At 70.5% G+C, this 26,481-nt stretch carries 21 protein-coding genes, 1 tRNA gene and 1 riboswitch; of the genes, 9 read left to right on the forward strand and 13 right to left on the reverse strand.

What is annotated here, in order from left to right; all coding sequences use genetic code 11:
* Nucleotides 1-351 precede the first annotated feature (351 nt).
* Nucleotides 352-525, reverse strand: coding sequence for a hypothetical protein (locus tag ACFY3D_RS24415; protein ID WP_350949100.1), 174 nt, complete (start codon nucleotides 523-525; stop codon nucleotides 352-354).
* 163 nt (nucleotides 526-688) lie between these two features.
* On the opposite strand from ACFY3D_RS24415, the gene mihF reads away from it, so the two are divergent.
* Complete coding sequence (mihF, locus tag ACFY3D_RS24420) at nucleotides 689-997, forward strand: integration host factor, actinobacterial type (protein WP_329083125.1); 309 nt, start codon at nucleotides 689-691, stop codon at nucleotides 995-997.
* A gap of 244 nt (nucleotides 998-1,241) precedes the next feature.
* Here the strand turns inward: mihF and aceA are convergent, their stop codons facing one another.
* Nucleotides 1,242-2,534, reverse strand: a complete 1,293-nt coding sequence (gene aceA / locus ACFY3D_RS24425; protein ID WP_389982939.1) for an isocitrate lyase — start codon at nucleotides 2,532-2,534, stop codon at nucleotides 1,242-1,244.
* 408 nt (nucleotides 2,535-2,942) lie between these two features.
* Here aceA and ACFY3D_RS24430 point away from each other — a divergent pair, with 408 nt between their 5' ends.
* Nucleotides 2,943-4,412, forward strand: a complete 1,470-nt coding sequence (locus ACFY3D_RS24430) for a helix-turn-helix domain-containing protein (RefSeq protein ID WP_389778032.1) — start codon at nucleotides 2,943-2,945, stop codon at nucleotides 4,410-4,412.
* 71 nt (nucleotides 4,413-4,483) lie between these two features.
* Here ACFY3D_RS24430 and ACFY3D_RS24435 read toward each other — a convergent pair whose 3' ends face one another.
* Nucleotides 4,484-6,490: a hypothetical protein gene (locus ACFY3D_RS24435; RefSeq protein ID WP_389982943.1), complete on the reverse strand. Its 2,007-nt coding sequence runs from the start codon at nucleotides 6,488-6,490 to the stop codon at nucleotides 4,484-4,486.
* A 131-nt stretch (nucleotides 6,491-6,621) separates the two neighbouring features.
* On the opposite strand from ACFY3D_RS24435, the gene ACFY3D_RS24440 reads away from it, so the two are divergent.
* Nucleotides 6,622-7,572 (forward strand): glucosyl-3-phosphoglycerate synthase, encoded by a 951-nt coding sequence (locus ACFY3D_RS24440; RefSeq protein ID WP_389982946.1) that lies wholly within the window; start codon nucleotides 6,622-6,624, stop codon nucleotides 7,570-7,572.
* 151 nt (nucleotides 7,573-7,723) lie between these two features.
* Here the strand turns inward: ACFY3D_RS24440 and ACFY3D_RS24445 are convergent, their stop codons facing one another.
* Nucleotides 7,724-8,689 (reverse strand): threo-3-hydroxy-L-aspartate ammonia-lyase, encoded by a 966-nt coding sequence (locus ACFY3D_RS24445; RefSeq protein ID WP_389982949.1) that lies wholly within the window; start codon nucleotides 8,687-8,689, stop codon nucleotides 7,724-7,726.
* Nucleotides 8,690-9,035: 346 nt separating this feature from the next.
* Here ACFY3D_RS24445 and ACFY3D_RS24450 point away from each other — a divergent pair, with 346 nt between their 5' ends.
* The 4 genes from ACFY3D_RS24450 to ACFY3D_RS24465 all read left to right on the forward strand — a co-directional run bounded on the left by ACFY3D_RS24450 (nucleotide 9,036) and on the right by ACFY3D_RS24465 (nucleotide 12,556).
* A complete protein-coding gene (locus ACFY3D_RS24450) occupies nucleotides 9,036-9,467 on the forward strand; it encodes a cold shock domain-containing protein (protein WP_350949095.1) in 432 nt (143 codons plus the stop codon).
* Between the two features lie 420 nt (nucleotides 9,468-9,887).
* Complete coding sequence (locus tag ACFY3D_RS24455) at nucleotides 9,888-10,727, forward strand: copper resistance protein CopC (RefSeq protein WP_389982952.1); 840 nt, start codon at nucleotides 9,888-9,890, stop codon at nucleotides 10,725-10,727.
* Nucleotides 10,728-10,861: 134 nt separating this feature from the next.
* Nucleotides 10,862-11,230, forward strand: coding sequence for a hypothetical protein (locus ACFY3D_RS24460; protein WP_389982955.1), 369 nt, complete (start codon nucleotides 10,862-10,864; stop codon nucleotides 11,228-11,230).
* A gap of 9 nt (nucleotides 11,231-11,239) precedes the next feature.
* Nucleotides 11,240-12,556, forward strand: a complete 1,317-nt coding sequence (locus ACFY3D_RS24465; protein WP_389982958.1) for a hypothetical protein — start codon at nucleotides 11,240-11,242, stop codon at nucleotides 12,554-12,556.
* A gap of 129 nt (nucleotides 12,557-12,685) precedes the next feature.
* Here ACFY3D_RS24465 and ACFY3D_RS24470 read toward each other — a convergent pair whose 3' ends face one another.
* The 9 genes from ACFY3D_RS24470 to ACFY3D_RS24510 all read right to left on the reverse strand — a co-directional run bounded on the left by ACFY3D_RS24470 (nucleotide 12,686) and on the right by ACFY3D_RS24510 (nucleotide 21,667).
* The gene (locus ACFY3D_RS24470; RefSeq protein ID WP_389982961.1) at nucleotides 12,686-13,453 is read right to left on the reverse strand and encodes a S1 family peptidase; all 768 of its coding nucleotides are present in this window, start codon (nucleotides 13,451-13,453) and stop codon (nucleotides 12,686-12,688) included.
* A gap of 174 nt (nucleotides 13,454-13,627) precedes the next feature.
* Nucleotides 13,628-14,902 (reverse strand): cytochrome P450, encoded by a 1,275-nt coding sequence (locus tag ACFY3D_RS24475; protein WP_389982964.1) that lies wholly within the window; start codon nucleotides 14,900-14,902, stop codon nucleotides 13,628-13,630.
* Nucleotides 14,889-15,104: a ferredoxin gene (locus ACFY3D_RS24480; RefSeq protein ID WP_389982967.1), complete on the reverse strand. Its 216-nt coding sequence runs from the start codon at nucleotides 15,102-15,104 to the stop codon at nucleotides 14,889-14,891. Before ACFY3D_RS24480 ends, ACFY3D_RS24475 begins: the two co-directional genes overlap by 14 nt.
* Nucleotides 15,101-15,751, reverse strand: coding sequence for a TetR/AcrR family transcriptional regulator (locus tag ACFY3D_RS24485; RefSeq protein ID WP_389982970.1), 651 nt, complete (start codon nucleotides 15,749-15,751; stop codon nucleotides 15,101-15,103). Before ACFY3D_RS24485 ends, ACFY3D_RS24480 begins: the two co-directional genes overlap by 4 nt.
* Before the next feature lie 230 nt (nucleotides 15,752-15,981).
* Nucleotides 15,982-16,181, forward strand: a riboswitch (cobalamin riboswitch).
* A 164-nt stretch (nucleotides 16,182-16,345) separates the two neighbouring features.
* Nucleotides 16,346-16,768, reverse strand: coding sequence for a rhodanese-like domain-containing protein (locus ACFY3D_RS24490; protein WP_389982973.1), 423 nt, complete (start codon nucleotides 16,766-16,768; stop codon nucleotides 16,346-16,348).
* Between the two features lie 29 nt (nucleotides 16,769-16,797).
* Nucleotides 16,798-16,890 (reverse strand) — tRNA-OTHER (locus ACFY3D_RS24495).
* Nucleotides 16,891-16,980: 90 nt separating this feature from the next.
* On the reverse strand, nucleotides 16,981-17,937 hold the full coding sequence (locus ACFY3D_RS24500; protein WP_389982976.1) for an acyltransferase domain-containing protein: 957 nt from the start codon (nucleotides 17,935-17,937) through the stop codon (nucleotides 16,981-16,983).
* A 225-nt stretch (nucleotides 17,938-18,162) separates the two neighbouring features.
* Nucleotides 18,163-20,238, reverse strand: a complete 2,076-nt coding sequence (locus ACFY3D_RS24505) for a cellulose binding domain-containing protein (RefSeq protein ID WP_389982980.1) — start codon at nucleotides 20,236-20,238, stop codon at nucleotides 18,163-18,165.
* 166 nt (nucleotides 20,239-20,404) lie between these two features.
* Nucleotides 20,405-21,667, reverse strand: coding sequence for a hypothetical protein (locus ACFY3D_RS24510; protein WP_389982983.1), 1,263 nt, complete (start codon nucleotides 21,665-21,667; stop codon nucleotides 20,405-20,407).
* Nucleotides 21,668-21,971: 304 nt separating this feature from the next.
* Here ACFY3D_RS24510 and ACFY3D_RS24515 point away from each other — a divergent pair, with 304 nt between their 5' ends.
* Both ACFY3D_RS24515 and ACFY3D_RS24520 read left to right on the forward strand, forming a co-directional pair.
* Nucleotides 21,972-23,303 carry an aminotransferase class V-fold PLP-dependent enzyme gene (locus ACFY3D_RS24515; protein ID WP_389982986.1) on the forward strand — a complete coding sequence of 444 codons (1,332 nt, stop codon included), beginning with the start codon at nucleotides 21,972-21,974 and terminating at the stop codon, nucleotides 23,301-23,303.
* Between the two features lie 592 nt (nucleotides 23,304-23,895).
* The coding region (locus tag ACFY3D_RS24520; RefSeq protein ID WP_389982989.1) for an NB-ARC domain-containing protein at nucleotides 23,896-26,481 on the forward strand (2,586 nt) is incomplete at its 3' end.

Raw genomic sequence — 26,481 nt, forward strand, 5'->3', positions numbered from 1 at the left:
TCTCCACTCGCACCGGTCGGGGGAGCGGGATGCCTCCCCGGTGAACCGGGCCGCGAAGGTACCGCCCCTGCGACCTGTTGACCCGCTCGCCGCGCGGGTGCCCGCCGTTTCAGGCGGCGGGCACCCGTCCTCGTTCAGCGTTCGGGCTGGGCGGCCAGCCGTTCCGCCTCCGTGTGCAGTGCCTCGACGAGGATGAGCTCCAGGAGGAGATCTTCGTCAACGAGGCCGATCAGAACATCCATCGAGCCTCCCTGACTACTTGACGTCCCAGTGGTCTCGGAAGTTGACAGGCGTACCGAACAAGACTCGAACCTGATCCGACTTCGATCGCCGGCATGCGCGGGGATCCGTCTACGCCGGAACCAGCTCCGCCAGGTCGACGTGCTCTCCGACCTCGCGGATGCTCATGCAGTACGCCACGAGGACCCGCCGTCCGTCGATCCGGCGGCTGACCAACAGGCAGGGGCCGTCGTGGACCACGATCGCCTCAACCTCGATGCCCTGAGGGCTTCGCCAGATACCCATGAGCCCGAGGCTACGGAGAACCAGGTAAGAGCGGGGTAACCAAACAGGCATATCGTGATGCGCAGTACGTATATCGGGGATCTATCTGTATGTCCTCCGATGATTAACCGGGTGGCTTTGGGTAGCAGGACCCTGGAATTACCGTCATCAGGGAGAAAACACCATGGCTTTGCCCAAGCTCACCCCCGAACAGCGTCAGGCCGCCCTGGTCAAGGCCGCCGAGACCCGCACAGCTCGCGCCAAGCTTCTCGCCGAGGTCAAGAACGGCGCGCTCAGCCTGGAGCAACTGCTTGGCCGTGAGGACGACATCGCCAAGCGCATCAAGGTGTCCCAGGCCCTTCGCGCCCTGCCCGGTGTCGGAACGGTCAAGGCCGCGCAGCTGATGGAGCAGGCCGACGTGGACGAGGCGCGTCGGCTGGGAGGTCTCGGTACCCAGCAGCGCCGCAAGCTCATCGAGGCCGTCGGCCGCTGAGATGTCCCCGACCGGCCGCCGCCCGCCGTTCCCGTGAGGAGGACTCCCGGGAACGGCGGGCGGCCGAACGGGATACCCCAGGTCGCGGACGTGGGACGGGCGGTAAGACGGGAGGGCCCCGCCGCACGGACTCGGGGGAAGTCCGTGCGGCGGGGCCCTTCGATCGATCGACGACCTGGTCGTCGAGCCCGTCTCGGGGGACCTCCCATGCCCTGGAGGTCGCCGGCGAGCTCGGTCCGGAGAGTCAGTGAGCCTCTGCGAACTGCTGCTCCTCCGTCGATCCCTTCAGGGCCGTGGTGGAGGAGTCCGGCGCGATGGCCGTGCTGACCAGGTCGAAGTATCCGGTGCCGACCTCGCGCTGATGGCGGGTGGCGGTGTAGCCGCGTGCCTCGGAGGCGAACTCGGCCTCCTGGAGCTCGACGTAGGAGGTCATGCCCTCCTCGGCGTACCCCCGGGCGAGGTCGAACATCGAGTGGTTCAGTGAGTGGAAGCCCGCCAGCGTGATGAACTGGAACTTGTAGCCCATGTGACCGAGTTCCCGCTGGAACTTGGCGATGGTGGAGTCGTCCAGGTGCTTCTTCCAGTTGAACGAGGGCGAGCAGTTGTAGGACAGCATCTGGTCGGGGTACTCGGCCTTGATCGCCTCGGCGAACTCGCGGGCCACGTCCAGGTCGGGGGTGGAGGTCTCCATCCAGAGCAGGTCGGAGTGGGGCGCGTAGGCCAGGCCGCGGGCGATGCAGGCGCCCACGCCGTTACGGACCCGGTAGAAGCCCTCCGCGGTGCGGTCGCCGGTGGTGAACGCCTGGTCGCGGGGGTCGACGTCGGTGGTGAGCAGGGTCGCGGCCTGAGCGTCGGTCCGCGCGATGATCAGGGTCGGCACGCCCAGCACGTCCGCCGCGAGGCGGGCGGCGCTGAGGGTCTTGATGTGCTGGCCGGTGGGGACGAGCACCTTGCCGCCGAGGTGGCCGCACTTCTTCTCCGAGGCGAGCTGGTCCTCCCAGTGCACCCCGGCGGCACCCGCGGTGATCATGCCCTTCATCAGCTCGAAGGCGTTCAGCACGCCTCCGAAGCCGGCCTCGGCGTCGGCCACGATCGGCGCGAGCCAGTGCGGCGCGTCCCGGTCGCCCTCCGACCAGGTGATCTGGTCGGCGCGCAGCAGCGCGTTGTTGATACGCCGCACGACGGCGGGGACCGAGTTGGCCGGGTAGAGGCTCTGGTCGGGGTAGGTCTGGCCGCCGAGGTTGGCGTCGGCGGCGACCTGCCAGCCGGACAGGTAGATGGCCTTGAGCCCGGCCTTGACCTGCTGCACGGCCTGGTTGCCGGTGAGCGCGCCCAGGGCGTGCACGTACTCTTCGCTGTTCAGCAGGTCCCACAGCCGCTCGGCGCCGAGCCGGGCGAGGGTGTGCTCCTCCTGGACGGAACCTCGGAGTCGAACCACGTCCTCGGCCGTGTAGGTCCGCTCGGTCCCCTTCCAGCGAGGGCTGGTCTCCCACTCGTGCCGCAGCTCGTCTGCGGCTCCCTTGAGGCGATCGTTCATCGGTGACTCCTTTTCGTCCCCTGGGTGGCCTACTTCGAGTGTGTGCTCCGACGAAACGGTCAAACAAGGTCGAGTCGGACGAAAAACTAGAAATTATTCTCCTTAGATCAATACTCGCTGGTATTCGGGGGAGAAGAAGTTAATAGTTTTCTCTATGGACTAGACCAATTCTTGTGCCGGGATCGGGTGTGCGCATGCCCTCCACCGGGGACGCGCGCGAGCTCCGGCGCCGGAACCCGGTGATCGCGGTCGCCGGTTCCGGGCCGTGGCGAGGGCTCGACGGTCGCGGCTCCGGGTGGCGTCGACGCGAGGGGGGACTCCGGCGGCTCCGGGCGCGGGTGCGGCGATGCCCGCTCCGCGACCTGCCGGGGGCGAAATTTCCTCGGAAATTTCGTTTAGCATCGAGTCATGGCATCTTTGGTCGGTGAAGAACCGCTTTCCTTGACGCAGGAGCTCGATCTCATCGCGTTCGGCCAGCGGCTGAGACACCTGCGGAAGCAGCGTGGCCTCACCCTTTCCGACCTGGGCGAACGCGTGAGCCGCGCGCCCAGCCAGCTCTCCCTGCTGGAGAACGGCAAGCGCGAGCCGAAGCTGTCGCTGCTGAAGTCGCTGGCCGCCGCGCTCAACGTGCCGGTCGAGGAACTGCTCCGCAGGCAGGCACCCAACCGGCGGGCCCAGCTGGAGATGGCGCTGGAGGAGGCGCAGCGCGACCCCCTGTACGCCGGGCTCGGCCTGGCCAGGCTGAAGATCTCCGCCCGCGTCCCCAACGACGTGCTCGAACACATCCTCGGCCTCTACGAGGAGTTGCGCTCACGCCAGGCAAGGGGGACCGCCACCCCCGAGGAGGCCCGCGCGGCCAACGCCGAACTCCGCCGCAAGCAGCGTGAGCAGGGCAACTACTTCGCGGAGATCGAGCAGGCCGCCGCCGAGGCGCTCGCCGCGGTCGGCTACCGCTCGGGCGCGCTGTCGCAGAGCACCGTCCAGGCGTTGGTCAGCCACTTCGGCTACACCGTCCAGACGGTCCAGGACCTGCCGCGCACCGTGCGCTCCATCTCCGACCTGCGCAACCGGCGCATCTACGTCAAGCACGAACAGGTCGGCATGCACACCCCGCGCACGATCCTGCTGCAGACCCTCGGTCATCTCTCCCTCGGCCACCACAGGCCCCGCGACTTCGCCGACTTCCTGCGCCAGCGAACCGAGGCCAACTACTTCGCCGCCGCCGTCCTGGTGCCCGAGGCCGCCGCCGTGCCGTACCTGCGGGAGGCGAAGAAGGACCGCGCGCTGAGCGTGGAGGACCTGCGCGACGTGTTCGCCGTCTCCTACGAGATGGCCGCGCACCGCTTCACCAACCTGGCCACCAATTTCCTCGACCTGGTCTGCCACTTCGTCCGCAACAACGCCGACGGGATCATCTACAAGGCGTACGAGAACGACGGCATCGTCTTTCCCGCCGACGAGCAGGGCGCGATCGAAGGCCAGCGCATGTGCCTGCAGTGGTCGGGGCGCCAGGTCTTCCTGTCACCCGACCGCTTCTCCGTCCACTACCAGTACTCCGACTCGCCCACCGGCACCTACTTCTGTCTCGCGCACGTCGACATCTCACGCGAGCGTGACTTCGCCATCACCCTCGGCGTTCCCTATCGGGAGTCGCGCTGGTTCCGTGGCAGGGAGACCACCACCCGCACCAGATCGGGCTGCCCCACCGGCGAGTGCTGCCGCCGCCCGCCCGCCGAGCTGACCCAGCGCTGGGAGGGGTACGCCTGGCCCTCGGCCCGTGGCAACTCCCACGTCCTGGCCGCGCTGCCCCCCGGATCCTTCCCGGGGGTGGACGAGGCCGACGTCTACACGTTCCTGGAGCGCCACGCCGCGGGGTGAGACGCGCGGGGCGCCCTCCGAGCCCGATGAGGATCCCCGCCACAGGGACCCATGTCGCGAGCCGGCGGCGGTCACCCCGTGGGCGGGGCCGTCCGGCGCAGCGTCAGGGACGGGTGGCCGTGGAACCGGTAGGCACCCGCGCTGTCGGGAGCCTGCCCGCGCATGGAGCGCAGCACCTCGGCCGGGGGCTCACCGGCGAAGCAGCGCCGATAGAACTCCGGCGCCAGGCCGCCGCCCGCGGGCCAGAGCGGGGCGACGACCCCGCTCGCGCCCGCGAGCAGGAACGCCTGGGCGTCCCCCGGCTCCTCCAGGAAGACGAACGGGGCACCCGCCAGCTCGTAGTCCAGCGCCTCGGAGGCGGACCCGCCGTCCGTGAAGTGGACGATGTCGGGCCCCTGCCTGAGCACGCCCAGGACGTCGCCGAGCGCGGGGGAGACCTGCGTGGCGCCGTACTCCGTCACCAGCGGATGTGCCTGCGCCTCGCCGTACACCACCGCGACGCGGTCGGCCCGCGCGTGCACGGGAGGGGGCAGCTCGGGACGCCGCCCGCCGAGGGGCCAGCGGCCGGTCGCCAGCTGGCAGCCCAGGTAAGGGGGCAGGGAGGGATCGTACGGCTGCTCGAGCACGGCCAGCTCCCAGGGAACGTGCGGCTCCTGGGAGAGGATGAGCACGTTCGGGCGGCGCGGCGCGACCCGGCCGGCCACCGCGTACAGCAGCTCCCAGAAACCCCAGGGCACGCGCGAGCCGACCTCCCGCCCCAGTTCCTCGGAGAGACGGCCCCGATCGGTCAGCTGCCGGCCGAACTCCGAGGCCCGGGTGCCGAGGTCGCAGGGCTCGGCCTGGTCCGGGGTGACGAAGTGCGGTGACTGGTAGGTCCACCACAGCAGTCCCGGCCTGTCACCGTGGACGATGATCGCCGTGACGTCGGCGGGTTCTCCCACGAGGGCGGGACGGATGCGGGTGCCCGAGACCGGCTCCAGCGCCTCGTGTCCGCCGAGGGCGCCGGGCGAACCGTGGACCGTGACCGCACGCAGGCCGAACCCGACCACCTGGCCGCGTACGGAGTAGGTCACCTGGATCTGCCGGGCGGCTTCGGGCTCCTCCTGAGCCAGGGCGACGAGGTCGACCACGGCCCGTGGGTACGGTGACGTCTTGTCGGCACGCAGCCGCACCCGCCGGCCGCCGGGTGCGTCGAAGCCCTCGGCGACGATCTGGATGTCCAGGTCGATCGGCTCGCGCGGTGTCGCGGTGCCGTCCTGCCCCTGGCCTGGGGCGACGCCGACCGTCACCTCCGAGCTCCAGCCCGCGACCACCTCCGCGGGAGCCTCGATGAGCGGGATCACCTCCCAGCCGGGCCCCGGTGCCGGAGGTTGTGTCTCCTTGCGCCGCCTGCGGAAGGCCCCGGTCAGCCGGTCGAGAACCGAGGGGCCCCGGCTCTCCGCGGGACCCGGTGCCGCGGCCGCGGGCGCGGCCGTCGACGCCGCCGCCGGGGGCTGCGGCGCGGGGACCTGCGGTGACGGTGCCTGAGGCGTCGGGGGCGGTGGCTCCGAGGATGTCCGCGGCGCTTCGAGGAACGGTGGCGGATCCTCTCCGGACGTCTGCCCTGACCCCGGAGCGGGACGCCTCTGCCCACCCATGTCGGGGAGCAGCCAGGCGGGAGTGTAGGCACCGGTCGCCGGAGCGTCGATCGGCTCCCAGCCGGAGGGGTCCGTGCCGTTCGGGGGCGCCGCACCCCAGGAGGACGGGGCGGGGCCCGCACCGACCGGCGGAAAGCCGAGACCGCTCCCGCCTCCGGGCGAGCCCGGCTCGGCGCCCGGCCGCCGGGAGAGCAGGGGAATCACCTGCTCGGGGGTGACGCCCCGCTCCAGGCTCAGCAGCGCGGTGAGCCGGTCCCAGGCGGGGCCGTACTCGGCGACGAGCCTGATGACCGCGTCCGCCAGCTGGTCGGAGGGCCGGCTGCCCGCCTCGGCGAGCAGCGGATCCAGCCGGTCACGAAGCTCGTCGGAGGCGCCCCCCATCAGGCTGTCGAGCTCGTCGCGGACGCCGCGCGCCGCCCGCATCACGGCTACCGGGTTCATTCCGTCCCCCCTCGTTCCGGACTGGACTGATCTTCCCACCTGCGTGGCGGAGACGGGAGCCGGTAGGTGTCTGGAATCAGCGCCACATAGGGTGATACCCCTAACCGCCGAGGTGATGGGAAGGGTGGGTCGTGCTGCCTGAGGTCGAGGCATGGCTACGCGGGCGCACCTCATCCTCGGGTGACTGGGCGCTGCCGGAGCTGCTGGAAGCCAAGGGTGAGACGACGATCAGTGTCGTGTTGCCCGCCCGCGACGAGGAGGAGACGGTCGGGGAGATCGTCGCGGCGATCCGCCGCGATCTCATGGAGGCCGTTCCGCTCGTCGACGAACTCGTGGTCATCGACTCCCGCTCCGTCGACGAGACCGCGGTACGCGCGGCGCGGGCCGGGGCGAGGGTGGTCGCCCAGGACGAGGTTCTGCCCGATCTCAAACCGCTGGACGGCAAGGGGGAGGCGCTCTGGAAGTCCCTCGCCGCGACCTCCGGCGACCTGCTGGTCTTCGTCGACGCCGATCTACGCGAGTTCCGCACGTCCTTCGTGACCGGGTTGCTCGGCCCGTTGCTCGCCGATCCGGCGGTGGTCTACGTCAAGGGCTGCTACGACCGGCCCCTGTGGAACGCGAGGAGCGGTGGCGGGCGGGTCACCGAGCTGGTCGCGCGCCCCCTGCTCAACCTGCACTGGCCACGGCTGGCCGGGTTCGTGCAACCCCTCGCGGGGGAGTACGCCGGGCGCAGGTCCGTGCTGGAGCGCGTCCCGTTCGTCACCGGCTACGGTGTGGAGCTCGCCCTGCTGATCGACCTGCTCGACCTCGCGGGTCTCGACGCGTTGGCCCAGGTCGATCTGGGACGCCGGGTGCACTCCCACCAGTCGACGGAGGCGCTCGGCGGGATGGCCGCCCAGATCCTGCAGACCTCCTGGTCACGCCTGGAGCGCCAGAACATGATGGTCTCCCTGCATCGGCCGTCTCCCCACCTGGCCCAGTTCCGCCGGGGCGCGGACGGCCACCAGGTGAGTGTCAGGGACGTCGCCGTCGCCGAACGCCCCCCGATGGCGACGATCCCGGCCTACCGTTCGCTTCGCTGACCAGGCCGTACGACCTGACGGCGAGGGTGGCGAGGGTGGCGAGGGTACTGACGGCCCGGCGGAGGCTCTCACGGCGAAGGCCGGTTCGTCCCGAGGCCCCGCGAAGACCGTCCCGGGAACCGGCCCTTCGGCCGGGCTCCGGACGTGGCGGTCAGGAGGCGAGCAGTGAGGCGTAGCGGTCGAGGTCGACGTTGCCCCCGCTGACGATCACACCGACCCGTTTCCCGCCGAGCCGGTCGGCGAGGTCGCGGACGGCGGCCAGGCCGAGGCATCCGGTGGGCTCGACGACGATTTTCATCGCCGATCCGAAGAGTTTCATCGCGTCGACGAGATCGGCGTCGGTGGCGGTGACGATGTCGTCGACCTCGCGGCGGATGATCTCGAACGTGTGGGTGCCGAGCCGCTGGGTCTGCGCGCCGTCGGCGATGGTCTTCGGCGTGTCGATCTGGACGATGGAGCCCCGCCGCAGCGACCGCCGCCCGTCGTCACCCGCCTCCGGTTCGACGCCGTACAGCGCGCAGCCGGGCGACAGCGCGCGAGCCGACAGCGCCGTGCCGGAGAGCAGCCCGCCGCCGCCCAGGGGGACGAAGAGCGCGTCGAGTTCGCCGACCTCGTCGAACAACTCCTTGGCGGCGGTGCCCTGACCGGCGATCACGTGGGGGTGGTCGTACGGCGGGATCAGGGTGAGACCGCGGTCGGCGGCGAGCGCGCCGCAGATCTCCTCCCGGTGCTCGGTGTAGCGGTCGTAGCGGATGATCTCCCCGCCGTACCCCTCGGTGGCGGCCACCTTCGAGGCCGGCGCGTCGTGCGGCATGATGATCGTGGCCGGGATGTCGAGCAGCCGGGCGGCCAGGGCGATCGCCTGGGCGTGGTTGCCCGAGGAGTAGGTGATCACGCCGGATCGTCGCTGCTCGGGGGTGAACCGTGACAGCGCGTTGAACGCGCCGCGGAACTTGAAGGCGCCCATCCGCTGGAAGTTCTCGCACTTGAACACCACGTCGGCGCCGACGCTCTCGTTGATCCGGCGTGAGCGCAGCACGGGGGTGCGGTGCACCTGCGGAGCGATGCGGTCGGCGGCGCTCAGGACGTCGTCGTAGGTCGGGGACATAAGGGACATCGGGGACGTCGATGGCTGGGACATCGGCTGGCTCTCCTCGGTCGGCGCGGCTCCTCGAAGCCTGGCATTCCCGTCGTGCGGGCGGTGTACCGGGGGGCACCGTCGTCCGACGATCCCCGGCACGCGACCCGTACGCGGTGTCGTGCGGCGGTGCGCGCGGTGTTCGGCGGGATGGTGTCGCGGAGCTGTGGCACGGAATCGCTGTCGATGAGGACGATGAGGACACGGCGCGCCGTCCGGTCTAGCATCGGGTCGTCCGGTGTGACAGGCAGGCCGGATTCACCGGCCGGACAGTGCCGGAAGGTGAGCGCGCAGTGGTGCGATTCTCGGTGTAGGTGGTGTTGTGGTGGCAGTTGGTACGATCCTTCGTTTTGACGAGGTACGCGGGTACGGGTTCATCGCCGCGGTCGGCGGGGGTGAGGATGTGTTCTTCCACGCCAACGACTTCGGTGAGAGCAGGCACGTCCTCCAGCCCGGCCTGCGAGTGGAGTACGAGGTCATGGAGGGCGAGCGGGGCCTGAAGGTCTCGACCGTCAGTCTTCTGGACCCGCCGCCGAGCCGGCGGCCGGTCGCGGCCGTGCCTCTCTCGGACGCCGTCTCCTCGCAGCAGTTCGGCGACGACGACGGGGTGTGCGACGTGTTGTCGGCGAAGTCCTTCAACGGCGCGGTGACCGAGCTGCTCATCGAGCACGCGCCCACGCTGACGGGCGCGCAGATCGGGCAGGTCAGGAATCGTCTCCTGACGTTCGCCCGGTCCCACGGCTGGGTCGACGACTGAGGCCGGACGATACGTCCCCGCCGTTCCGGATCCGTGGCGAGCCGGGATCCGGAACGGCATGGCTCGGACGTACTGTGGTGGGCTCGGCCGGGGAGGGCTCGCACCCGGTCACGTCGAGCGGAGGGAAGGGGCTCGGCCGCCGGGCTTCGGGAAGCCGTCGCGTGCCGCGGAACGGGTGCCGGACGGGCGCGGGACGTGGACGTGAGGAGGAGCGGGTCGGGGTGCGGGGCGTCGGACCGGCGTGAGCAGATGTGGAACGGTGAGGCTCACAGTCCTTGGCGTTCTTCGGTTGGATGCGTGCCAAAGTTCTGTTCATATGGGACAAAAGCGGTTATTCTCGACGAGCATTGACCGTGATCGGCCGGAATCGTCCGTGATTCCGCAGGCCAGCGGGCCTTTCGGTGGAGAGCAGGGGTGGCGATGGCGCGCTGGTTGGGCCAGCTGCTCGTGCTGGCCGTCGTCGCCGTCGTCGCGCTGACCACCCTCGCGACGCCCGCCTCCGCGCACGGACAGCTCGCGATGTCGACGCCGGCCAAGGACAGCACGGTGAAAGAGCCGCTGGAGTCGCTCGCGCTCTACTTCACCGAGAAGCCCGCTCCGAACGCGTACTTCACCGTCACCGCCCCCAGCGGCGTCCGCGTCGACGAGCCCTGGTCGCACGGGCAGCCCGAGCGCCTCGACGAGCCGGTCAGGGAATACAACCTCGTGGACGGTACCTGGCAGCCGAGCCTGTACCACACCGGCTTCCCCGCGAAAGTCCCCGTCGCCCACTGGCCTGAGAAGGGCCTGTACGTCGCCCGCTACATATCGGTCGCCTCGGACGGCGAGAAGGTGGAAGGCGAGGTCCGGTTCACCTACAAGGGCCCGACGTCGGGTCCGCCCAAGGGCTGGAAGGCCCCCACGAACGAACCCGACCCCGCGCTGCTCGCCATGTTGGAACCCGGCGCCACCACGCCGTCGGCCGCGGCGGCCGGACCCGTCGCCCCCCAGGCCACCCCGCAGACCACGCCCCAGGCCGCGGCTTCGAACGCGCCCCAGGCCACCTCGGGATTCGACCTGTCGGTGTGGCTGCTGCCCGCCCTCCTCGTCGTCGGAGCGGGGTTCATGGTGGTCCGGGCGGCACGGCGGCCGGCGCCCTCCGGCGCGCAGGTCCGTCGGCGCTCCACCGGGCCGCCCGGGAGGAAACCCGCGGGTCGGCCGACGGCCGCGTCGCGCAGGACGGGGAGCGCGAAGGCGGTCAAGTCCGCCAAACGACGCTGACCCGCCCCCCCCGCGCTCCGGCTCCGCCGACGACACCCGGTCCCGTACCGACCTCACCGTTCTCATACCGATTCACCGTCCCCGCCCCCCGCCGACTCGTCGGCCCGACCACCGACCCCCCCAGGAGAAAAGTCATGACGCCCACCCTTGCCCGCCGCCTGCTCGCCGCGCTCATGCTCGGCGTGACCCTGCTGACGGCCACGGCCTGTGGCTCGTCCGCCGCGGACCCCGGCGCCTCGACGGTCAAGGAGATCACGGTGACCATCGCCGGACGGCAGGTGACGCCCCCGCCCGGACGGATCGACGTGACCAAGGGCCAGACGGTAAAGATCACGATTACCGGCGACGCGCCCGACGAGGCGCACGTCCACGGCTACGACAAGGCCGCGACCCTGACGCCCGGCACGCCCGCGACGATCGAGTTCGTCGCCGACCAGGACGGCCTGTTCGAGGTCGAGACCCACGATTCGAAGCTGCAGCTCTTCCAGCTCGTGGTGCGCTAGGCCGGCGTGATGTTCCTGGCTCACGGGATCGGCGGGCGCCAGGACCTGCCGATCCCCTTCGAGGCCGCGCTGATCGGCGCGATCCTCGCCCTGCTGGTGTCGTTCGTGGCGCTGGGCGCCCTGTGGACCGAGCCGCGGCTGGGCGCCGACGCCCGCCGTCCCCGCCCGCTCGCCTCCCCGGTCCAGAGGATGGTCTCCGCGCGGGCGTGGCCGTGGGTCTGGCGGGTCGCCGGGCTCGTCGCCGCGGCGTACTTCTGCGTGGGCCTGCTTTTCGGCCCCGACCGGGTCGAGAATCCCACGGCAGGAGTGTTCTACGTCCTGTTCTGGGTCGGTCTGGTGCCGCTCTCGCTGCTGTTCGGACCGGTTTGGCCGGTTCTCAACCCGCTGAGGACACTGCACCTGCTGGCCTGCCGGGGACTCGGACGCGCCCCCGAGACCGGGATACGCCCGCTGCCGCCGGGGCTCGGCTACTGGCCCGCGGCGGGCGGTCTCCTCGCCTTCGTCTGGCTGGAGCTGGTCGCCCCGGAACGGGCCACCCTGCCGGTCATCGGGGCCTGGCTCGCCGTGTACGTCGTGTTCGTGCTCGGGGGAGCGGTGCTCTTCGGGTCGCGCTGGTTCGACCACGCGGACGCGTTCGAGGTCTACAGCACCCTCGTCGGCCACCTCGCCCCGGTGACCAGGCGCCCCGACGGCGTCGTGACCTGGCGTAACTCGCTCGACGGCATGGCCGGGCTCCGGCCGGTGCCCGGGCTGACGGTGCTGGTGGTGGTGCTTCTCGGCTCCACCATGTACGACAGCCTCTCCAACGCCCCCGTCTGGGTGCGCTTCGTGCAGGAGAGCTCGCTGCCGGCACCGGTCATGGGAACGGCGGGGTTGTTCATCGTCATCGGCCTGGTGCTCGCGGCGTATCGCGGGGCGACCGCGCTCGCCGGTCGCTGGGGGGCGGCGGAGCCGGGGACGACGGCGGGCGAACTCGCCCACGCGGTCGTCCCGATCGCCGTCGGATACGTGGTCGCCCACTACTACACGCTGCTCCTCCTCGAAGGGCAGCGGACCATCGCCCTGCTCTCCGACCCGCTGGGCACCGGCGCCAACTGGCTGGGCACCGCGGACTGGACCGTCCAGGCGGCCGGTACCTCGCCCGCCGGGATCGCCATGCTCCAGGTGACGGTCATCATCGTCGGTCACGTGCTCGGCACCGTGCTCGCCCACGACCGCGCGCTCGCCCTGTTCCCCCGCAGGACCGCCGTCCTCGGGCAGATTCCCCTCCTCGTGCTGATGGTGGTCTACACGGTGGTGGGCCTCTTCCTCCTCTTCGCGGGCTGACCCGCCCGGCACCGGACCACAGAGCTTGAGACGGTGCCGGGGACGGCGGTCACCGGGGTCAGGCGTGAGGCGTGGAGGATCTCGCGGATCGACTGGAGGGTGCGGGGCCCCGCACCGACGTGGTGGGCGTCACCGCTTCGGGGCATGGGGCCGAGGGTCCTCCTCGGAATGCACCACGACCACCAGGTCGCTGTCCATTCCGATGGACTTGACGACATTCAGGGTCGCCGGGGCGTTCCTGGACAGGACGACGACCTTGTTGATCCGTACGTCGACGTAGCGGATGGTCCCGCCGTCCGGGTGGGCGGGCAGGAGATCGTCGAGTCTCTGCTTGACCGCTCTCAGCGTCGCCAGTGACGCGCGGACGACCTTGGGTGTGGCGCCCGCGGAGACGATCGCCGGGATGTCGGCGGGACTGGTGGTGGCGATCATGAGGGTCTCCGCGAGGGTTCCCGTGAACCAGGAGCCGCCGAAACGGTCGCCGAGTTTCTCGCGCAGCCGCGCCTCGACCGGTGTCAGCCGGGCCTCGTTGAGCAGCCGGGTCGCGACCTGCTGCCTGGTGAGACCGAGGTCGCGCTGGAGCGCCTCGATGAGGCCCGGCGGCAGGTTCGACAGGATGGGCGGGTCCGGCGGCGGAGACGCGGTGACGCTGGGACCGGCGGTCGGTACGGGTGCGGGGCACGTCGTCCGGGGTGTGGTGACGGTGGGACGGGGCGTCGGCGCGCACGCGGCGCCCGAGGGGCGGGTCTTGTGCGGGGGCACGGTGCTCGCCGTCCGGGGTGTGGTGGCGGTGGTAGGGGGCGTCAGGGCGAGCGTGGCGACGGCCGGAAGAGACGCCAGGGCGAGTGCGGTGATCGCCAGAGTGCCCCCCGTGGTGGCGATGCGGCGACGGGACATGTTGCTCTCTCCTCTGCCTCTTCCGAAGCGTGAGGGGGGAGCGGCCGCACATCGTCGGTCGCACGACATGGATCGACATGGATCGACACGGACACCGCCACCTTAGTCCGGCCGCCGTCGAATCCGGCCGCGAAAGCCGGGCGCCACGCTGGGCGGACAAGACCCGGGTGTGGGTCAGCCGATGCGCAGCGGGAGCGTGCGTGGTCCGCGGACCTGGCCCGTGGACCAGGTCACCGCCGCCGGGTCGTCGAGCGTGAAGCGCGGATTCCGCTCCAGCCAGACCTCGAGGGCGACCTGCAGTTCCATCCGGGCCAGGTGCGACCCCGCACAGCGGTGGATGCCCAGGCCGAACGCGGCGTGCCGGTTGACCTCGCGGTCGATGACGACCTCGCCCGCCCGGTCGAACTGGGCCTCGTCGCGGTTGGCCGCCGGGAACGACAGCAGGATCCAGTCGTCGGCCTTCATGTCGACACCGTTCCAGTGCATGTCCTCCTTGACCAGCCGGGCCATCGTGACCGGCGCGTAGGCCCGGAGGAACTCCTCCATCGCGGTCGGCAGCAGAGCCGGCTCGGCGACCAGGCGCTCACGGTCGGCCGGAGTCTTGGCCAGGTGCCACAACGACGCGCCGATCGCGCTCCACGTCGTGTCGATGCCCGCGATGAGCAGCAGCGCCATCGTGCCCGCCACATGGGCCGGCTCCAGCTTCCTGCCGTACAGCTCCGCTTTGACGAGGTAGGTCGTGAGGTCGTCACGTGGGTTGGCGACGTGGTCGCGGATCTGCTCCAGCAGGTAGTCGAAGAGCTTGTCCATCCTGGCGATACGCTCTTCCGGTGGCCGGTTGACGCCCTCCAGCGCGTTCTCGACGAACTCACGGAACCGCGGACCGTCCTCGGGCGGGAAGCCCAGCATGTCGCTGATGACGCGCACCGGGATGTGCTGGGCGTAGTCACGGGCGGCGTCGACGACGTCCTGCCCCTCAAGCGCGTCGACGAGCGAGTGGCAGAACGCTCGCGTCGCCGGCTCCTGCCTGGCGACCACCGTCTTGGTGAACATCGGCAGCAGCAGCTTGCGCGCGTCGTGATGGAAGGGTGGGTCGGAGGAGATCGGCGGTGTGCCGCCCACCGGCGCCGTCTCGCGTGGTGGCCGGAAGTTGCCCACGATGATCGACCGGGAGGAGAAGCGCTCGGTGTCGTAGGCGATGGCCGCGACGTCCTCGTAGCGGGTCGGCAGCCAGGCGCCGCCGAACCGGTCGGTGTGCGCTATCGGGCAGCGCCGCCGCAGGTCGTCCTGGATCGGGTACGGGTCGGCCGCCCATTCCGGTTCGGTGTGGGAGAAGTCGGTCGCCCAGTCCGAGACAGGTCCGGTGATGATCTCGTTGCGCACGCCGTCGGGGCGGTTCTGCTGCCTCCCTCCGAGCGCCTGCTCACTGAAACGGTCATCGATGGTCATGTCGCGCCTCCTGGAGGATCTCGATCGCTCTTTCCGGGCAGTTCGCAACGGCCAGGCGCGCCGCCCGCTCCTCGCCCGGCGGTACGACGCCGTCGCCGACGACCTGCCCGTAGCCCTCGTCGTCCTCGTCGAACAGGGCGGGGGCGAGGGCGTAGCAGCGACCGTGTCCCTGGCATCCCTCGGGGTTGATCCTTACTTTCACTGTCGCTCTCCTCTCCGTGCCATGGCGTCGGCAGGGGACGAGGGGCGTGGTGTTCCCCCGTCAGGGGCGAAGGCGGCGACGAGACGGGTGAGCAACGCGGCCCACTCCTCCTCGTCGACCGTGTGCAGGTCGGGTGTGACGAGCGCGCTGCCCATCGCGAGCAGCAGGCAGAGATGCGACAACGCGTTCGGCGAGAGGGTGCCGTCCACTTCGCCGTCGTTCTGTGCGGCGCGGACGAGCCCGGCGAGCCAGTCGGTGCGCTCGCCGACGTAGTCGCGCATCGGCCGGGCGACGTCCTCGTCGCGGCGTGCCGCCACGAGCGCCTCGACGATGAGATGGTTGTGTGCGTCGGGCCGCCTGTGCGGGAGTCCTCGGCCGACGACGGCGAGCAGTTTCGTGATCGACTGGTCCGGGTCCGCGGCGAACAAGGTGGCCAGCAGTCGCGGCCCGTGCTCGCGCAGCGCGGCCACCAGCAGCTCGGCCTTCGAGCCGAAGTGCGCGTACAGGGCACCGTTGCTCACCCCGGCGGCAGCGGCGATGTCGGCCACGCGCGTGCCGTCGTAGCCACGCGTGGCGAAGGACTCGGCCGCCGCGCGCAGCAGCCGCTCACGGGTCTCGGCGGCGCTGACGCCCGCGATACGCCCCATGCGTCAATTAAAAGAACGTTCATTTGATGTTGTCAACAGCGGGGCGGCGGTGGGATGGGTTGTCTGGCGCCGTCGAACTTGAGAGTCGACTTGAGAGTGAGGAGTCGAAGATGAGAGTTGGGTTCCTCCCCCGGCGCCTGGCGTTGGTAGTTGAGCCGCAGCCCGACGAGTCGTTCTCCTCTTGGGTTGAAACGTGGGGAGGCGCACCGAGTCTGACAGGTGGTGCGCCCTTTGTCGTTGATCGGCGGTGTGCGAGCATGATCGGCGTAGGCGAGCGCGGAACGAGGAGGCCGGTGTGAATCCGGCGCGGTCCCGTCACTGTGATCGGCGAGCGAATCCCGACGAAGCCACTGCCCGGATGACGGGTGGGAAGGCCGGGACGAGCCTCGACCCGAGAGCCAGGAGACTCACGCGGTCGCCTCCTCGATGAACTGGGGCGGATTTCCCCGGAGAGGAGTGGGCTCTCGTGCCCGTCGAGCCGGTGGCCGCGCCGAGAAGCCCTGTGGCAGCGCCTCTTTCGGATCTGCCCCGTCGTGTAGATTCCGTGATCTGGGCCGCCGATCACGGCCACCTCGCCGGACAGGTCGCCCCTGCTCAGATCTCCGCTCCTTCGCCAGGCCCTCTGGGGCGGGTCGGGCGAGACCGGCGAGTGAACGGCAGTCCCGCCGCCGCCCACGCCTGAAACCCCCCGATCACATCCGTGGCGTGCGGCAAGCCGACCGCTCTGAGGGACAGAGCCGCCAGGCCCGATGAGTACCCTTCCTCGCACAGGACGATCCACCGGATGTCCGCGTGCACCGCCTCGGGTATCCGTGACGAAGAACTCGGGTCCAGCCGCCACTCCAGGTGGTTGCGCTCGATGACGATGGCTCCCGGCACCTCGCCGGCGCGGCGCTGGAAGGCGGGCCGGGTGTCCACGAGGAACGTGTCCTGCTCCTGTGCCGCCGTCCATGCCTCGGCCGGGTGCAGTCGTCGCAGCCCGGCCCGGGCCGCGGCCAGCACGTTGTCGATGCCCATGGCGCTCCTGCCCGGTCGCGGCTGCTCGGCGGAGGCGGACGGGAATCGAACCCCCCGCGCCGAGATACGCGGCGCCACCGGTTTCGAAGACTGGGAGGGCCACCAGGAACCTGAACGCCTCCATCCGGCATCCTAACGATCAATGACTCCCATATGGAGTTCTGTCGTTTTCAGGAAGGTCGGCATGTCGAGCCGCTCCGGCGAAACAGGCGTCAGGGGTGTGGCTGGATCGGGAAGCGGCCGCGGCGCCAGTACCAGTGGCGACCGGCCCTCAGGTGGTCGACGACCGCGCGCTGGAGCGCGGTGCGGCATGGCAGCCGGTCGAGCGGTGTGGACAGGTCACGGAACACGAACCGGCGCACCTCGACGTCGGCGTCCAGCCCTTCCGGCTCCTCGTACGGCTCCAGCTCGAACCTCCGCTGGAACCGGACGATGTTGGAGTCCTCCGGCAGGTATTCCAGCAGTTGCGGGTCGAGCAGCCACGAACCGCAGGCGAACTCCGTGTAGGACTCGTCGGGAAAGTGGCGTGGGAAGAACGCGCGGGCCTCGTCGAGCGACGCCGCGACCGCCTCGGGGGTCATCGGCCCCGACTCGGGGATGTGCAGGTCGAGGGTGGCGCCGCCGCGGTGATACTGCAACCGGCCCAGCTCGTAGATGCTGCCGCGCGCGTGCAGGGTGAGCCAGCTCTGCATGACGGGCCAGCCCTCGCCGCGCATCCGCCGGTCGACCGCGAGGTTGCGGCCCAGGTCGGCGAGGCTCGCCCATGACACGGCGTCGGCGATTCCGTGGTCGCGGTGGTATCCCGTGGTGACGCCGACCAGGGCGAGGTACGCGTACACGTAGAGATGCCGCCAGGCGGGGCCGCGTTCGCGTGGCAGCTCCGGACCGGGCGGCAACCAGCCGTGGCCGCCGAGATCGGCGCGGACCAGGGCGATCGAGCGGTCGAGCAGCCAGCACAGTTCCGGAGTCCACAGTGGGGAGCCGGGGTCGGGCCAGCCCGCCATGATCTCGGCGGCGTCGTCCGGCCGCACCGCGAGCCGCTCGAGGATCGCGGGCGCGTCGGTCTTGGCGGGCAGGGGAGCCGATGGCCGGTCGTCGGCGAGCCGGTGCACGCGGTCGACGTCCTCGACGGGCACCCCGAGCGGGGCGGCGATGGCGTCCAGATCCACGCGGACGATCATACCGGCGGTGGGGTCGCCGCTCCAGCCGCCGATTCTCCCTGTACCGGTCGGTACCGGGCGATGTCGGCTGCGACGGCACGACCCGCCGGTGGGACATCGCCCGCCCGACCTGCCGCGAACCCGGCACCTGACGTGCGCCGGATCCCCGGCCCACCGTGGGCCGGGGATCTGACATGTGGACCGCGTGCCGCAGCGGCGCGGACGGTTTCGCCGCTACCGGGTCGTACAGACGGTTCCGTTGAGGGTGAAGACGGCGGGCAGTGTGTTCGGGCCGCTGTAGTTGCCGACGAAGCCGATCGTGGCCGACGCGCCGGTGGGCAGCGAGCCGTTGCCGGACTCGTTGACGACCTGCACGTCCTGCCCGTCCTGCGTCCAGACGGCGCCCCAGCCGCTGCCCAGGCTCTGCCAGGTCCTGGGCCAGCTGAAGCTCAGGGTCCAACTGCTGACCGGCGCGCCGTGGTTGGTGATGTCGATGGCGCCGACGTAGCCGCTGGCCCAGTCGGTCTGCTTGGTCAGACGCACCGAACACGAACTGGAGGCGGGTGTGCCGGTCGTGAACGTCAGCGGCGCGGAGGGCGCGGAGACGCCACCGCCGCTGTCCCGTGCGATCACGTTGACCGTGTAGCGCGTCCCCGGTTTGAGGTTGTTCACGGTGAACGAGGTGCCGCCGGTCTCGCCGAACTGCTCGCCGACGGCTCCGTTCTGGCGGTGAACCTCGTACTTCACGATCGGACGCGCGCCGGCGGAGGCGGCGGGCCAGGAGATCGTGGCGGCCCTGTCGGTCACCTCCGAGACCGTCGGCTGCCCCGGCGTGCCCGGCAGGCCGGTCTGGGCGCCGGCGGGTCGCAGGACGATCGTGGTCAGCGAGAGGGGCGGCAGCGTCTGACCGGTCGCGCTGCCGGTGGTCGAGGAGGTGATGCTCGTGGCGCCGTTGGTGTGGGTCAGCATGGTGGAGGCCCCGGACGCCGGGCTGAAACCGGAGTAGTTGATCGCGACGGGATAGGACGTGTCGGACGAGGTGTTGATCAGCAGGACGGCCAGGTCGCCGTTGGGGCGGCGCGCGGCGTGCGCGGTCACCTTCGCCTGATCGGTCGCGGCCCTGATGAACCGGTCTCCGGGGCGGGCGAACCTGCTCACCATCTGGAGCGCGTAGTACGGCGCGAAGGGCGTGTTGACCGAAGGTTCGCAGACGCTGCCGTCGGAGGTGCACGTCCCGCTCGACAGCAGGCCGAAGTCACCGTAGTCGGTGTGCCCCTCGACCTGTGTGACGCTGCCGATGCCGTTGTGGACGTTCCACCAGTCGACCGTGAACACCCCGTTGGCTAGCAGCGTCGCGTAAGCGTCGGCGGCGGCCAGCGCACCGGGCTGGGTCGTCGTGCCGCGCTCGTTCGACCCGGTGTTGAACTCGGTCATCGCGATGCCGATCCGCTCGGCGCCGGCCCCGGCGTACCGCGCGATCTGCCGGCGGGTGAGATCGATCATGTCGGGGACGTGCCCGACCTTGTCGAGGGCGCCGGGGTACCAGTGCAGGATCACGAAGTCGATCTTCGATGCCGCGGCCGAGAGGACGACGTCGTTCCAGGTCCCGGCGTCGCCCTCGGCGACCAGCCCGTCGGGCCAGTTCGCCGGCGTGGTCAGCACCGCGCCGATCTTGATGGTCGGGTCGACGGCCTTCATCGCGTCGGAGTAGGCCACGACGTGGCGCGCGTACTCTGCGGGGCTCTTGTCGGCGTGGTCGTCCGCCTCCCAGGTGGCGCCGTAGTGGCCGTTGCCGTAGTTCTCGTTGCCGATCTCCCAGTACTTGACGCCGTAGCCCTTGGTGACGTTGGCGTACCGCACCCAGGCCGCCGCCTCCTCCGCCGTACCGGTGCCGTAGTTCGCGGTCACCATCGGTTGCGCCCCGGTGCGCCGCGCGCCGCGCATGAAGGTGTCGAAGTCGGTGTTGGGCGCCACGTAACCGCCGGGAGCGGTGTGGTCGGCCCAGTGGTAGATGTCGGAGTACGAGCCGCCGGGGTAGCGCAGCAGCTTCATACCCGCGTCCTTGAGCAGGTCGGCGGTCGTGTCGGTGCCCAGGTTGGTGTCCCAGATCGCATGGTTGGTGCCGATGCCGGTCTCGGGGACGGTGGCGAGCGCGGCGCGGGCGTTGACGGTCACCGCGACCGGGGTGACCTTGTCGGCGCGCGCCGTGGGGACATGCAGGACGGACAGCGTCAGCAGGAGGGCCGACGCGGCCCGTAACAGCTTCCTCGGCGTCCCGGGCGTCCCCGGCGTTCTTGATGTTCTCGGCATCGGTGCACCTCGCAACGGATAGTGGCGTTCACTCGACGCCCCCTCCCTGACCCGGAGGCAACATGATCGTCAGGGGTCGCCCCATATCCGTCAACCCACGGTGAAACTTTCAGTCGCCGCGTCGCCACGTCGCCCGTCGCCGCGTCGCCACGTGGTGCCGGGGACGTCAGGAGACGGTGAGCGTGCCGTTCGCGTTGCGGGCGCACGTGATGACCGTGCGGGACGCGGCGGTGAGGGCACCGGTGAGGCACTGTCCGAGGACGGTGTGGCCCGCGGCGTTGGGGTGCCAGCCCTCCTGGCAGGTCTGGAAGTAGGTGACGCAGGTGTTCGCGACCCGCTGGACACCGATCTTGTCCCAGCCCGACAGGCTGGTGACGAACGTGCCGGACGGTCCGTCCTGCACCCGGATCGGGGTGGCGAGCGCGCCCGTCGGGCTGCCGGGGTTCTCGCAGAGCCGGGCGCCGTCGAAGGCCTTCTGGACGTCCAGCACGCGCAGGTCGGCCGTCGGACGTTCGGCCGCCAGCGTGGTGTAGGCGTTCTTGACCAGGGAGCCGAGGTTCTGGGAGAACACGTGCCCGGGAGCGAGGCTCGCGCGGTGGATCGGGCAGCCCGCGGCGTACCGTTCGGCGCCGAGGGCGCGGAACTTGTCGCGGGTGTCGGTGCGGTCGTCCTCGTCCCGGTACTGCGGGGCGACGTCGAGCGGCAGCGGGTTGGTGTAGGTCTGCAGGATCACGCTGTGGACGCCGTCGGCGTCGATCTGGGCGAGGGTGTCGAGGATCTGGCGCAGGGCGGCGGTGGTCTCGGTGGTGGCCGCGGCGACCTCGGCGTCGGAGGCGAGGTCCGAGACGGTGCAGGGCTCCTGCGGCACGTCACCGCCCAGGTAGGCCCAGAACTCCCACCAGCCCGTCCAGGCGTCGGCGATGAAGCGGTTGGCGCACAGCGTGGCCACGTCGCCGAAGGTGAACTGGCTGTTGTTGGAGCCGAGGCCGATGAGGACGACGTCGATGTCGTGGGTCTGCGCGACGGCACGCAGCTGGTCGAGCTGCGAGGCGACGGAGCGGCCCTTGGCGCGGGCGCCGGAGGGGTTGGCGATGTCGGCGGGCTGGCCACCGGAGCACGCGAGGTTGAAGCGGTCCTGGATGCCGGGGAGTGAGGCCTTGAACAGCGAGGCGTTCGCCGACCGGTGGCAGAAGTAGGCGTTGCTGTTGGGAGCCGACCAGCCGGGGAAGGACTGCGGCGTTCCCGAGGCGTCGGCAACGGGCTGGTAGGCCCCCGCACCCTCCCCGCTGATGAAGCTGTCGCCGAGCGCGACGGCCGCGGTGGGCAGGGCCGCCTGGGAGGCCTGGGCGGCCCAGCCCTGGACGACCTGGATGCCGACCGCGCCCACCAAGAGCGCCACCATCGCGGCCGCACGTCGGAGAACCCTCACTACCGCCTCATTTCCTACTGAACAAGTATGAAATAACGTGTGTCTGGATCACAGCACGCCACCTGAATGACGTCAAGATTTTCAGGAGACCCGCCGCCTCATCTAAGAGATCGCGTATCGCCCTGATCGTCAAGCACGCGCTTGCTTGCCTGGAGCGGGGGTGTGGCATGCCGCCGCCGTCACGCCACGCCTGAGCTGTACGGATGCCCGCTCGCGGAGACGGTCCCGCGCACACTGGGAGTGATGCGTTGGAACAGGCCGGGGCCGCCGCGGGCTCTCGCCGACCGGGGTGGAGTGGTTTTCTATGAGCTTGTCCAGGCGTGAGATGGTCGCCGGGCTCGGGGCGTTGGCCCTCCCGCCTTCACCGCCCCCACCGCCGCCCGCCGGCCAGGACGTTCGGCCGTCCCCGCCGCCCGCCGGTGTCGCCGCTCCCGTCGGTACGGCCCCCGAGCGGCTCGCCGAGGACGAGGGCTTCTGGAGCCGGGTGGCGCGGCAGTATCGAGTCACCCGGGACTTCGTCAACCTGGAGAACGGCTACTACGGGATCATGCCCGAGCCGGTGCGCCGCGCCTATCATCGCAACACCGACCACCTCAACGAGGTGAACTCCTACCTGCTGCGCACCACCTACAAGGACCAGGCGGACCAGGTCAGGCGGCGTATCGCGACCATGCTCGGCGTCTCCATGAAGGAGATCGCCCTCACCCGGGGCGGCACCGAGGCCCTGCAACTGCTGATCGCCGGCTACCGGCGGCTGCGTCCCGGCGACTCGGTGATGTACGCCGACCTGGACTACCACAGCATGCAGTACGCCATGAACTGGCTGAGCGACCGGCGAGGCGTCCGGGTGCAGAAGCTGGTCATCCCCGAGCCGGCGACCCGGCAGGCGGTGCTGGACGCCTATGCCGCGGCGTTCCTGGAGCACCCGAGGCTCAGGTTGCTGCTGCTCAGCCACATGAACAACCGCACCGGGCTGGTGGTCCCCGTGCGGGAGATCGTGGCGATGGCTCGTGAGCGGGGCGTCGACGTGATCGTCGACGCCGCCCACTCCTGGGGACATCTGGACTTCACCATGGACGACCTGGGCGCGGACTTCGCCGGGTTCTCCCTGCACAAGTGGATGGGCATGCCGCTGGGTGCGGGCTTCCTCTACATCCGCGACAGCCGCCTGGCCGACATCGACGTCGCGTTCCACGACGAGACCTTCCCACGGGAGGACATCCGCTCACGGGTGCACTCCGGCACCCTGGACGTCGCGCCCTTCCTGACGGCCGGCACCGCCCTGGACTTCCACGACGCCCTCGGCGCCGCCGCCAAGCAGGCGAGGCTGCGCTTCCTGCGCGACCGCTGGGTGGGCCAGGTGCTCGACATCGGCAACCTGGAGATCCTCACCCCCGAGGAGCCCGCCATGTACGGCACGATCACCGCGTTCCGGATCACCGGCCGTACGTCGGAGGCCGAGAACGTCGCGATCGCCACGGACCTGATGAAGCGGTACCGGATCTTCACGGTGCACCGCGGCGGGCCGGCGAGGGGGGACTGCGTGCGGGTGACGCCGGCGCTCTTCACCACCCGCGACGACGTCGACCTGCTGGCGACGGCGGTACGGGACATCGCGCGGCGGATGCGCGCCTGAGCGGGGGCGGCGGATGCGTGCCTGGGCAGGGATGGCGGATGCGTGCCTGAGCGGGAGGGGTGCCCGGCGGCGTCCCGCGCCGTCTCCGGCCGGTGGACGCCGGGCGGGTTCGCCGTTCCCCCGCCTTTCCCGGTCCGCGCCTCCCGGACGGGTTCGAAAGAGGTCACCAAGGGCGATCGCGTCGTCACGGAAAAGGATCTACCTTGAATGCGGGCTGGAATGGCAGACGTGACGTCGTGGACATAGCAGCTCAAACTGTGCAACGTGGCTTTTCGTATGCGCTTTAATCGCCGGGATGTCGGTGATTCAACTCAGGGTCAATGGGGAACAGATATCGTGCCTCCAGGGTTCCCGGCGCCCGTCGGGGCAGGGGTCGGCACTGTAGAGGTGGTCGGTGGCTCGCCGCACAAAAAGAATCGCCGATGTCGCCGTGGCGATTCTGGTGGTTTTCGGAATTCTGGTCGGACTTCCGGTGCGAACGGTCGAAGAATATCTGCCGGAAACGGTCGTCGCGCGCAGGGTCGAATGGGTCGTTGTTTTCGGATTAACCGCCTTCCTTGTCGTTCTGCTGACACGGCTGACGCCGAAACTGATGGAATCACGCACGCGCGGCGGGCTCTTCCTGGTGCCGGACAGGCAGGCGGGGTGGGTCAGGAGAAGCGAGCTGGACGACGTGGTCTCCACCCTGACGATGCGGCGCTCGGGCACGGTCGGGCTCACCACGGGTCTCACCGGGGCGGGCGGGTTCGGCAAGACCTCCCTGGCCGTGGAGGTGTGTCACAGCGACGAGGTGAGGAGGCGGTTCGACGGCGGTGTCATATGGGTCACCGTGGGCCGCGACCGCGCCGGGGCCGACATCGCGGCGCTCGCCAACGACGTCACGGAGGCCGTGCTGGGTGTCCGGCCGGAGTTCTCCAGCCCCGAGCAGGCCGGCCACCGGATGGCCGAGGCCCTGGCGGAGCGGGGCCACATGCTGCTGGTGGTCGACGACGTGTGGAGCCTCGAGCAGCTGAGACCCTTTTTGTCCGCGGCCACCAGGTCCCGGGTGCTGGTGACGACCCGGCTGCCCAGGGCACTGCCCCCGAAGGCGATCGCGATGATCGTCGACGAGCTGGCGCCGAGGGTGGCCGTCCAGGTGCTGAGCCGGGGGTTGCCGCCGATGAACCCCGGCGTCCTCGGCGACCTGGTGGCCCTGACGGGGAGGTGGCCACTCCTGCTGTCCCTGCTCAATGCCCGGCTGCGCGACGAGTACGGCGCGGGGACGAACGCCGACGTCGCCGCTCGCCGGGCGGCCGGTCGGCTCGGCCGGACCGTCCCCACCCCCCTGGACGTCACGGTCGCCTCCCAGCGAGAGAGCGCGGTGCTCGCCACCGTGGAGCACAGCCTCGAAGCCCTCGGCGCGTTCGACCGCGCCCGCTTCCTGGAACTGGGCGTCTTCCCCGAGGACGTCGCGATACCGGCCGCCGTCGTCGAGCTGCTCTGGCGCGGCACCGCGGGGCTCACCGCCAAGCAGGCCGAGCGGCTCTGCGGACGGCTTCAGGACCTCGCGCTGATCGGCAGGCACCCCGCGGAGGGGGCGGCGCCGTCGATCACGATCCACGACGTCGTCCGTTCCGCCCTCCGCTCGGAGGACGGCCTGGGCAAGGAGCGCGCCGAGGCCGCCAACCGCGACTTTCTCGACGAGGCGAGAAACCTCGTCCCCGACGACGATCTCACGGCGGACGCCGAATGGTGGAGGCTGCCCCCGACCGTGCCCTACCTCTGGAACCACCTGCTGTTCCATCTTTCCGAGGCGAGGAGATACCGGGAGCTGGAAGCCCTGCTGCATGACGTGCGCTGGTTCGTCACCCGCGTACGCGCGTTCGGGGTGGCCGCGGCGGAGTCGGATCTGACGCTGTCGACCTCCCGTTCCGTCGCGGGGGTCCGCCGGCTGATCGCCCGCAGCACCCATCTGCTCACCCCCTTCGAGTCGGACGCCGTCTCCACGGCGAACCTGCTCGCCCGCCTCTACGCGTTCCCGCCGATGCGGGCGTCGGTCGAGCGCTACAGCAGGGAGAACGAGACCACCTTCCTGAGAGCCCGCTGGCCACTGCCCGAGGACGGCTCCACCCGCCTCCTGCGCACCCTGACCTCGGCGGCGAGACACCTCGAGGAGGTGTCGATCACACCGGACGGATCACGGTTCGTCGTGCACGCCCGCGACGGCGGCGCGCAGATCTGGAAGGCCGACGGCACCACCCGGACGACGCTGGCCACGCACGGCAGACCTGTTCACGAGGTCGCCGTCTCCCCTGACGGCGCGTGGCTGGTGACCCGCTCGGGGAAAAGGAGGGTGCAGATCTGGGGGATCGACGGCGCCCAGAGGGCCGTCCTGCGCAACGGGATCGGCAGGCTCGCCGCGACGGTGGCCGCGCCCGACGGTTCGTGGCTGGCGACCCGCTCCGCGAGGGGAGGAGTCCGTCTCTGGAATTTCGACGGGAGCAGGCGTGCCGTCCTCAGGAGGGGGACGGGCAAGTTCACCGGGATGGTGGCCGCGCCCGACGGTTCGTGGCTGGCGACCCGCTCCGCGACGGGAGGGGTCGCTCTCTGGAGCCCCGCCGGGAAGAGACATCTGATCCTCAAAAGCCGGGTGCGGGTGAGAACCAAACCGCGAAGGCTGCAGGACGTCCTGAGGATGCGCGGCTGGAACCAGGAGGACGAGAAGGTCCCCGGCAGGAACAGGCCGATCGGCAAGGTCTCCACGCTGGTCGTCTCCCCTGACGGTTCGTGGCTGGCGACCCTCTCCGGAGACGGGAGCGTGCGCCTGTGGGGGGTCGACGGCGTCGAGCGGGCCGTCCTGACGGGGCACACCGGGGCGGGGGCGGGGGTGCGGATCTCTCCCGACGGTTCGTGGCTCGCGACCTGGTCGTCCACCGGTCCCGTACGGCTGTGGGAGGCCGACGGCAGGCAGCGGGCCGTCCTGACGGGGCATGCGGGGGTGGTTCGTCAGGTGGTGATCTCTCCGGACGGGGGTTGGCTGGCGACGCTTTCCGGTGATCGGAGTGTGCGGTTGTGGGAGGCCGACGGTGGTGAGCGGGCCGCTCTGACGGGGCATGCGGGGGTGGTTCGTCAGGTGGTGATCTCTCCGGACGGGGGTTGGCTGGCGACGCTTTCCGGTGATCGGAGTGTGCGGTTGTGG

The organism is Streptosporangium sp. NPDC000509 (assembly GCF_042898365.1).
Classification (GTDB): domain Bacteria; phylum Actinomycetota; class Actinomycetes; order Streptosporangiales; family Streptosporangiaceae; genus Streptosporangium.

Bases quoted from the DNA above. Each gene is read 5' to 3' on its own strand.
- ACFY3D_RS24415 (WP_350949100.1), bottom strand. From the start codon at position 525: ATGGGTATCTGGCGAAGCCCTCAGGGCATCGAGGTTGAGGCGATCGTG.
- mihF (WP_329083125.1), top strand. From the start codon at position 689: ATGGCTTTGCCCAAGCTCACCCCCGAACAGCGTCAGGCCGCCCTGGTC.
- aceA (WP_389982939.1), bottom strand. From the start codon at position 2,534: ATGAACGATCGCCTCAAGGGAGCCGCAGACGAGCTGCGGCACGAGTGG.
- ACFY3D_RS24430 (WP_389778032.1), top strand. From the start codon at position 2,943: ATGGCATCTTTGGTCGGTGAAGAACCGCTTTCCTTGACGCAGGAGCTC.
- ACFY3D_RS24435 (WP_389982943.1), bottom strand. From the start codon at position 6,490: ATGAACCCGGTAGCCGTGATGCGGGCGGCGCGCGGCGTCCGCGACGAG.
- ACFY3D_RS24445 (WP_389982949.1), bottom strand. From the start codon at position 8,689: ATGTCCCTTATGTCCCCGACCTACGACGACGTCCTGAGCGCCGCCGAC.
- ACFY3D_RS24455 (WP_389982952.1), top strand. From the start codon at position 9,888: ATGGCGCGCTGGTTGGGCCAGCTGCTCGTGCTGGCCGTCGTCGCCGTC.
- ACFY3D_RS24460 (WP_389982955.1), top strand. From the start codon at position 10,862: ATGACGCCCACCCTTGCCCGCCGCCTGCTCGCCGCGCTCATGCTCGGC.
- ACFY3D_RS24465 (WP_389982958.1), top strand. From the start codon at position 11,240: ATGTTCCTGGCTCACGGGATCGGCGGGCGCCAGGACCTGCCGATCCCC.
- ACFY3D_RS24470 (WP_389982961.1), bottom strand. From the start codon at position 13,453: ATGTCCCGTCGCCGCATCGCCACCACGGGGGGCACTCTGGCGATCACC.
- ACFY3D_RS24475 (WP_389982964.1), bottom strand. From the start codon at position 14,902: ATGACCATCGATGACCGTTTCAGTGAGCAGGCGCTCGGAGGGAGGCAG.
- ACFY3D_RS24485 (WP_389982970.1), bottom strand. From the start codon at position 15,751: ATGGGGCGTATCGCGGGCGTCAGCGCCGCCGAGACCCGTGAGCGGCTG.
- ACFY3D_RS24490 (WP_389982973.1), bottom strand. From the start codon at position 16,768: ATGGGCATCGACAACGTGCTGGCCGCGGCCCGGGCCGGGCTGCGACGA.
- ACFY3D_RS24505 (WP_389982980.1), bottom strand. From the start codon at position 20,238: ATGCCGAGAACATCAAGAACGCCGGGGACGCCCGGGACGCCGAGGAAG.
- ACFY3D_RS24515 (WP_389982986.1), top strand. From the start codon at position 21,972: ATGAGCTTGTCCAGGCGTGAGATGGTCGCCGGGCTCGGGGCGTTGGCC.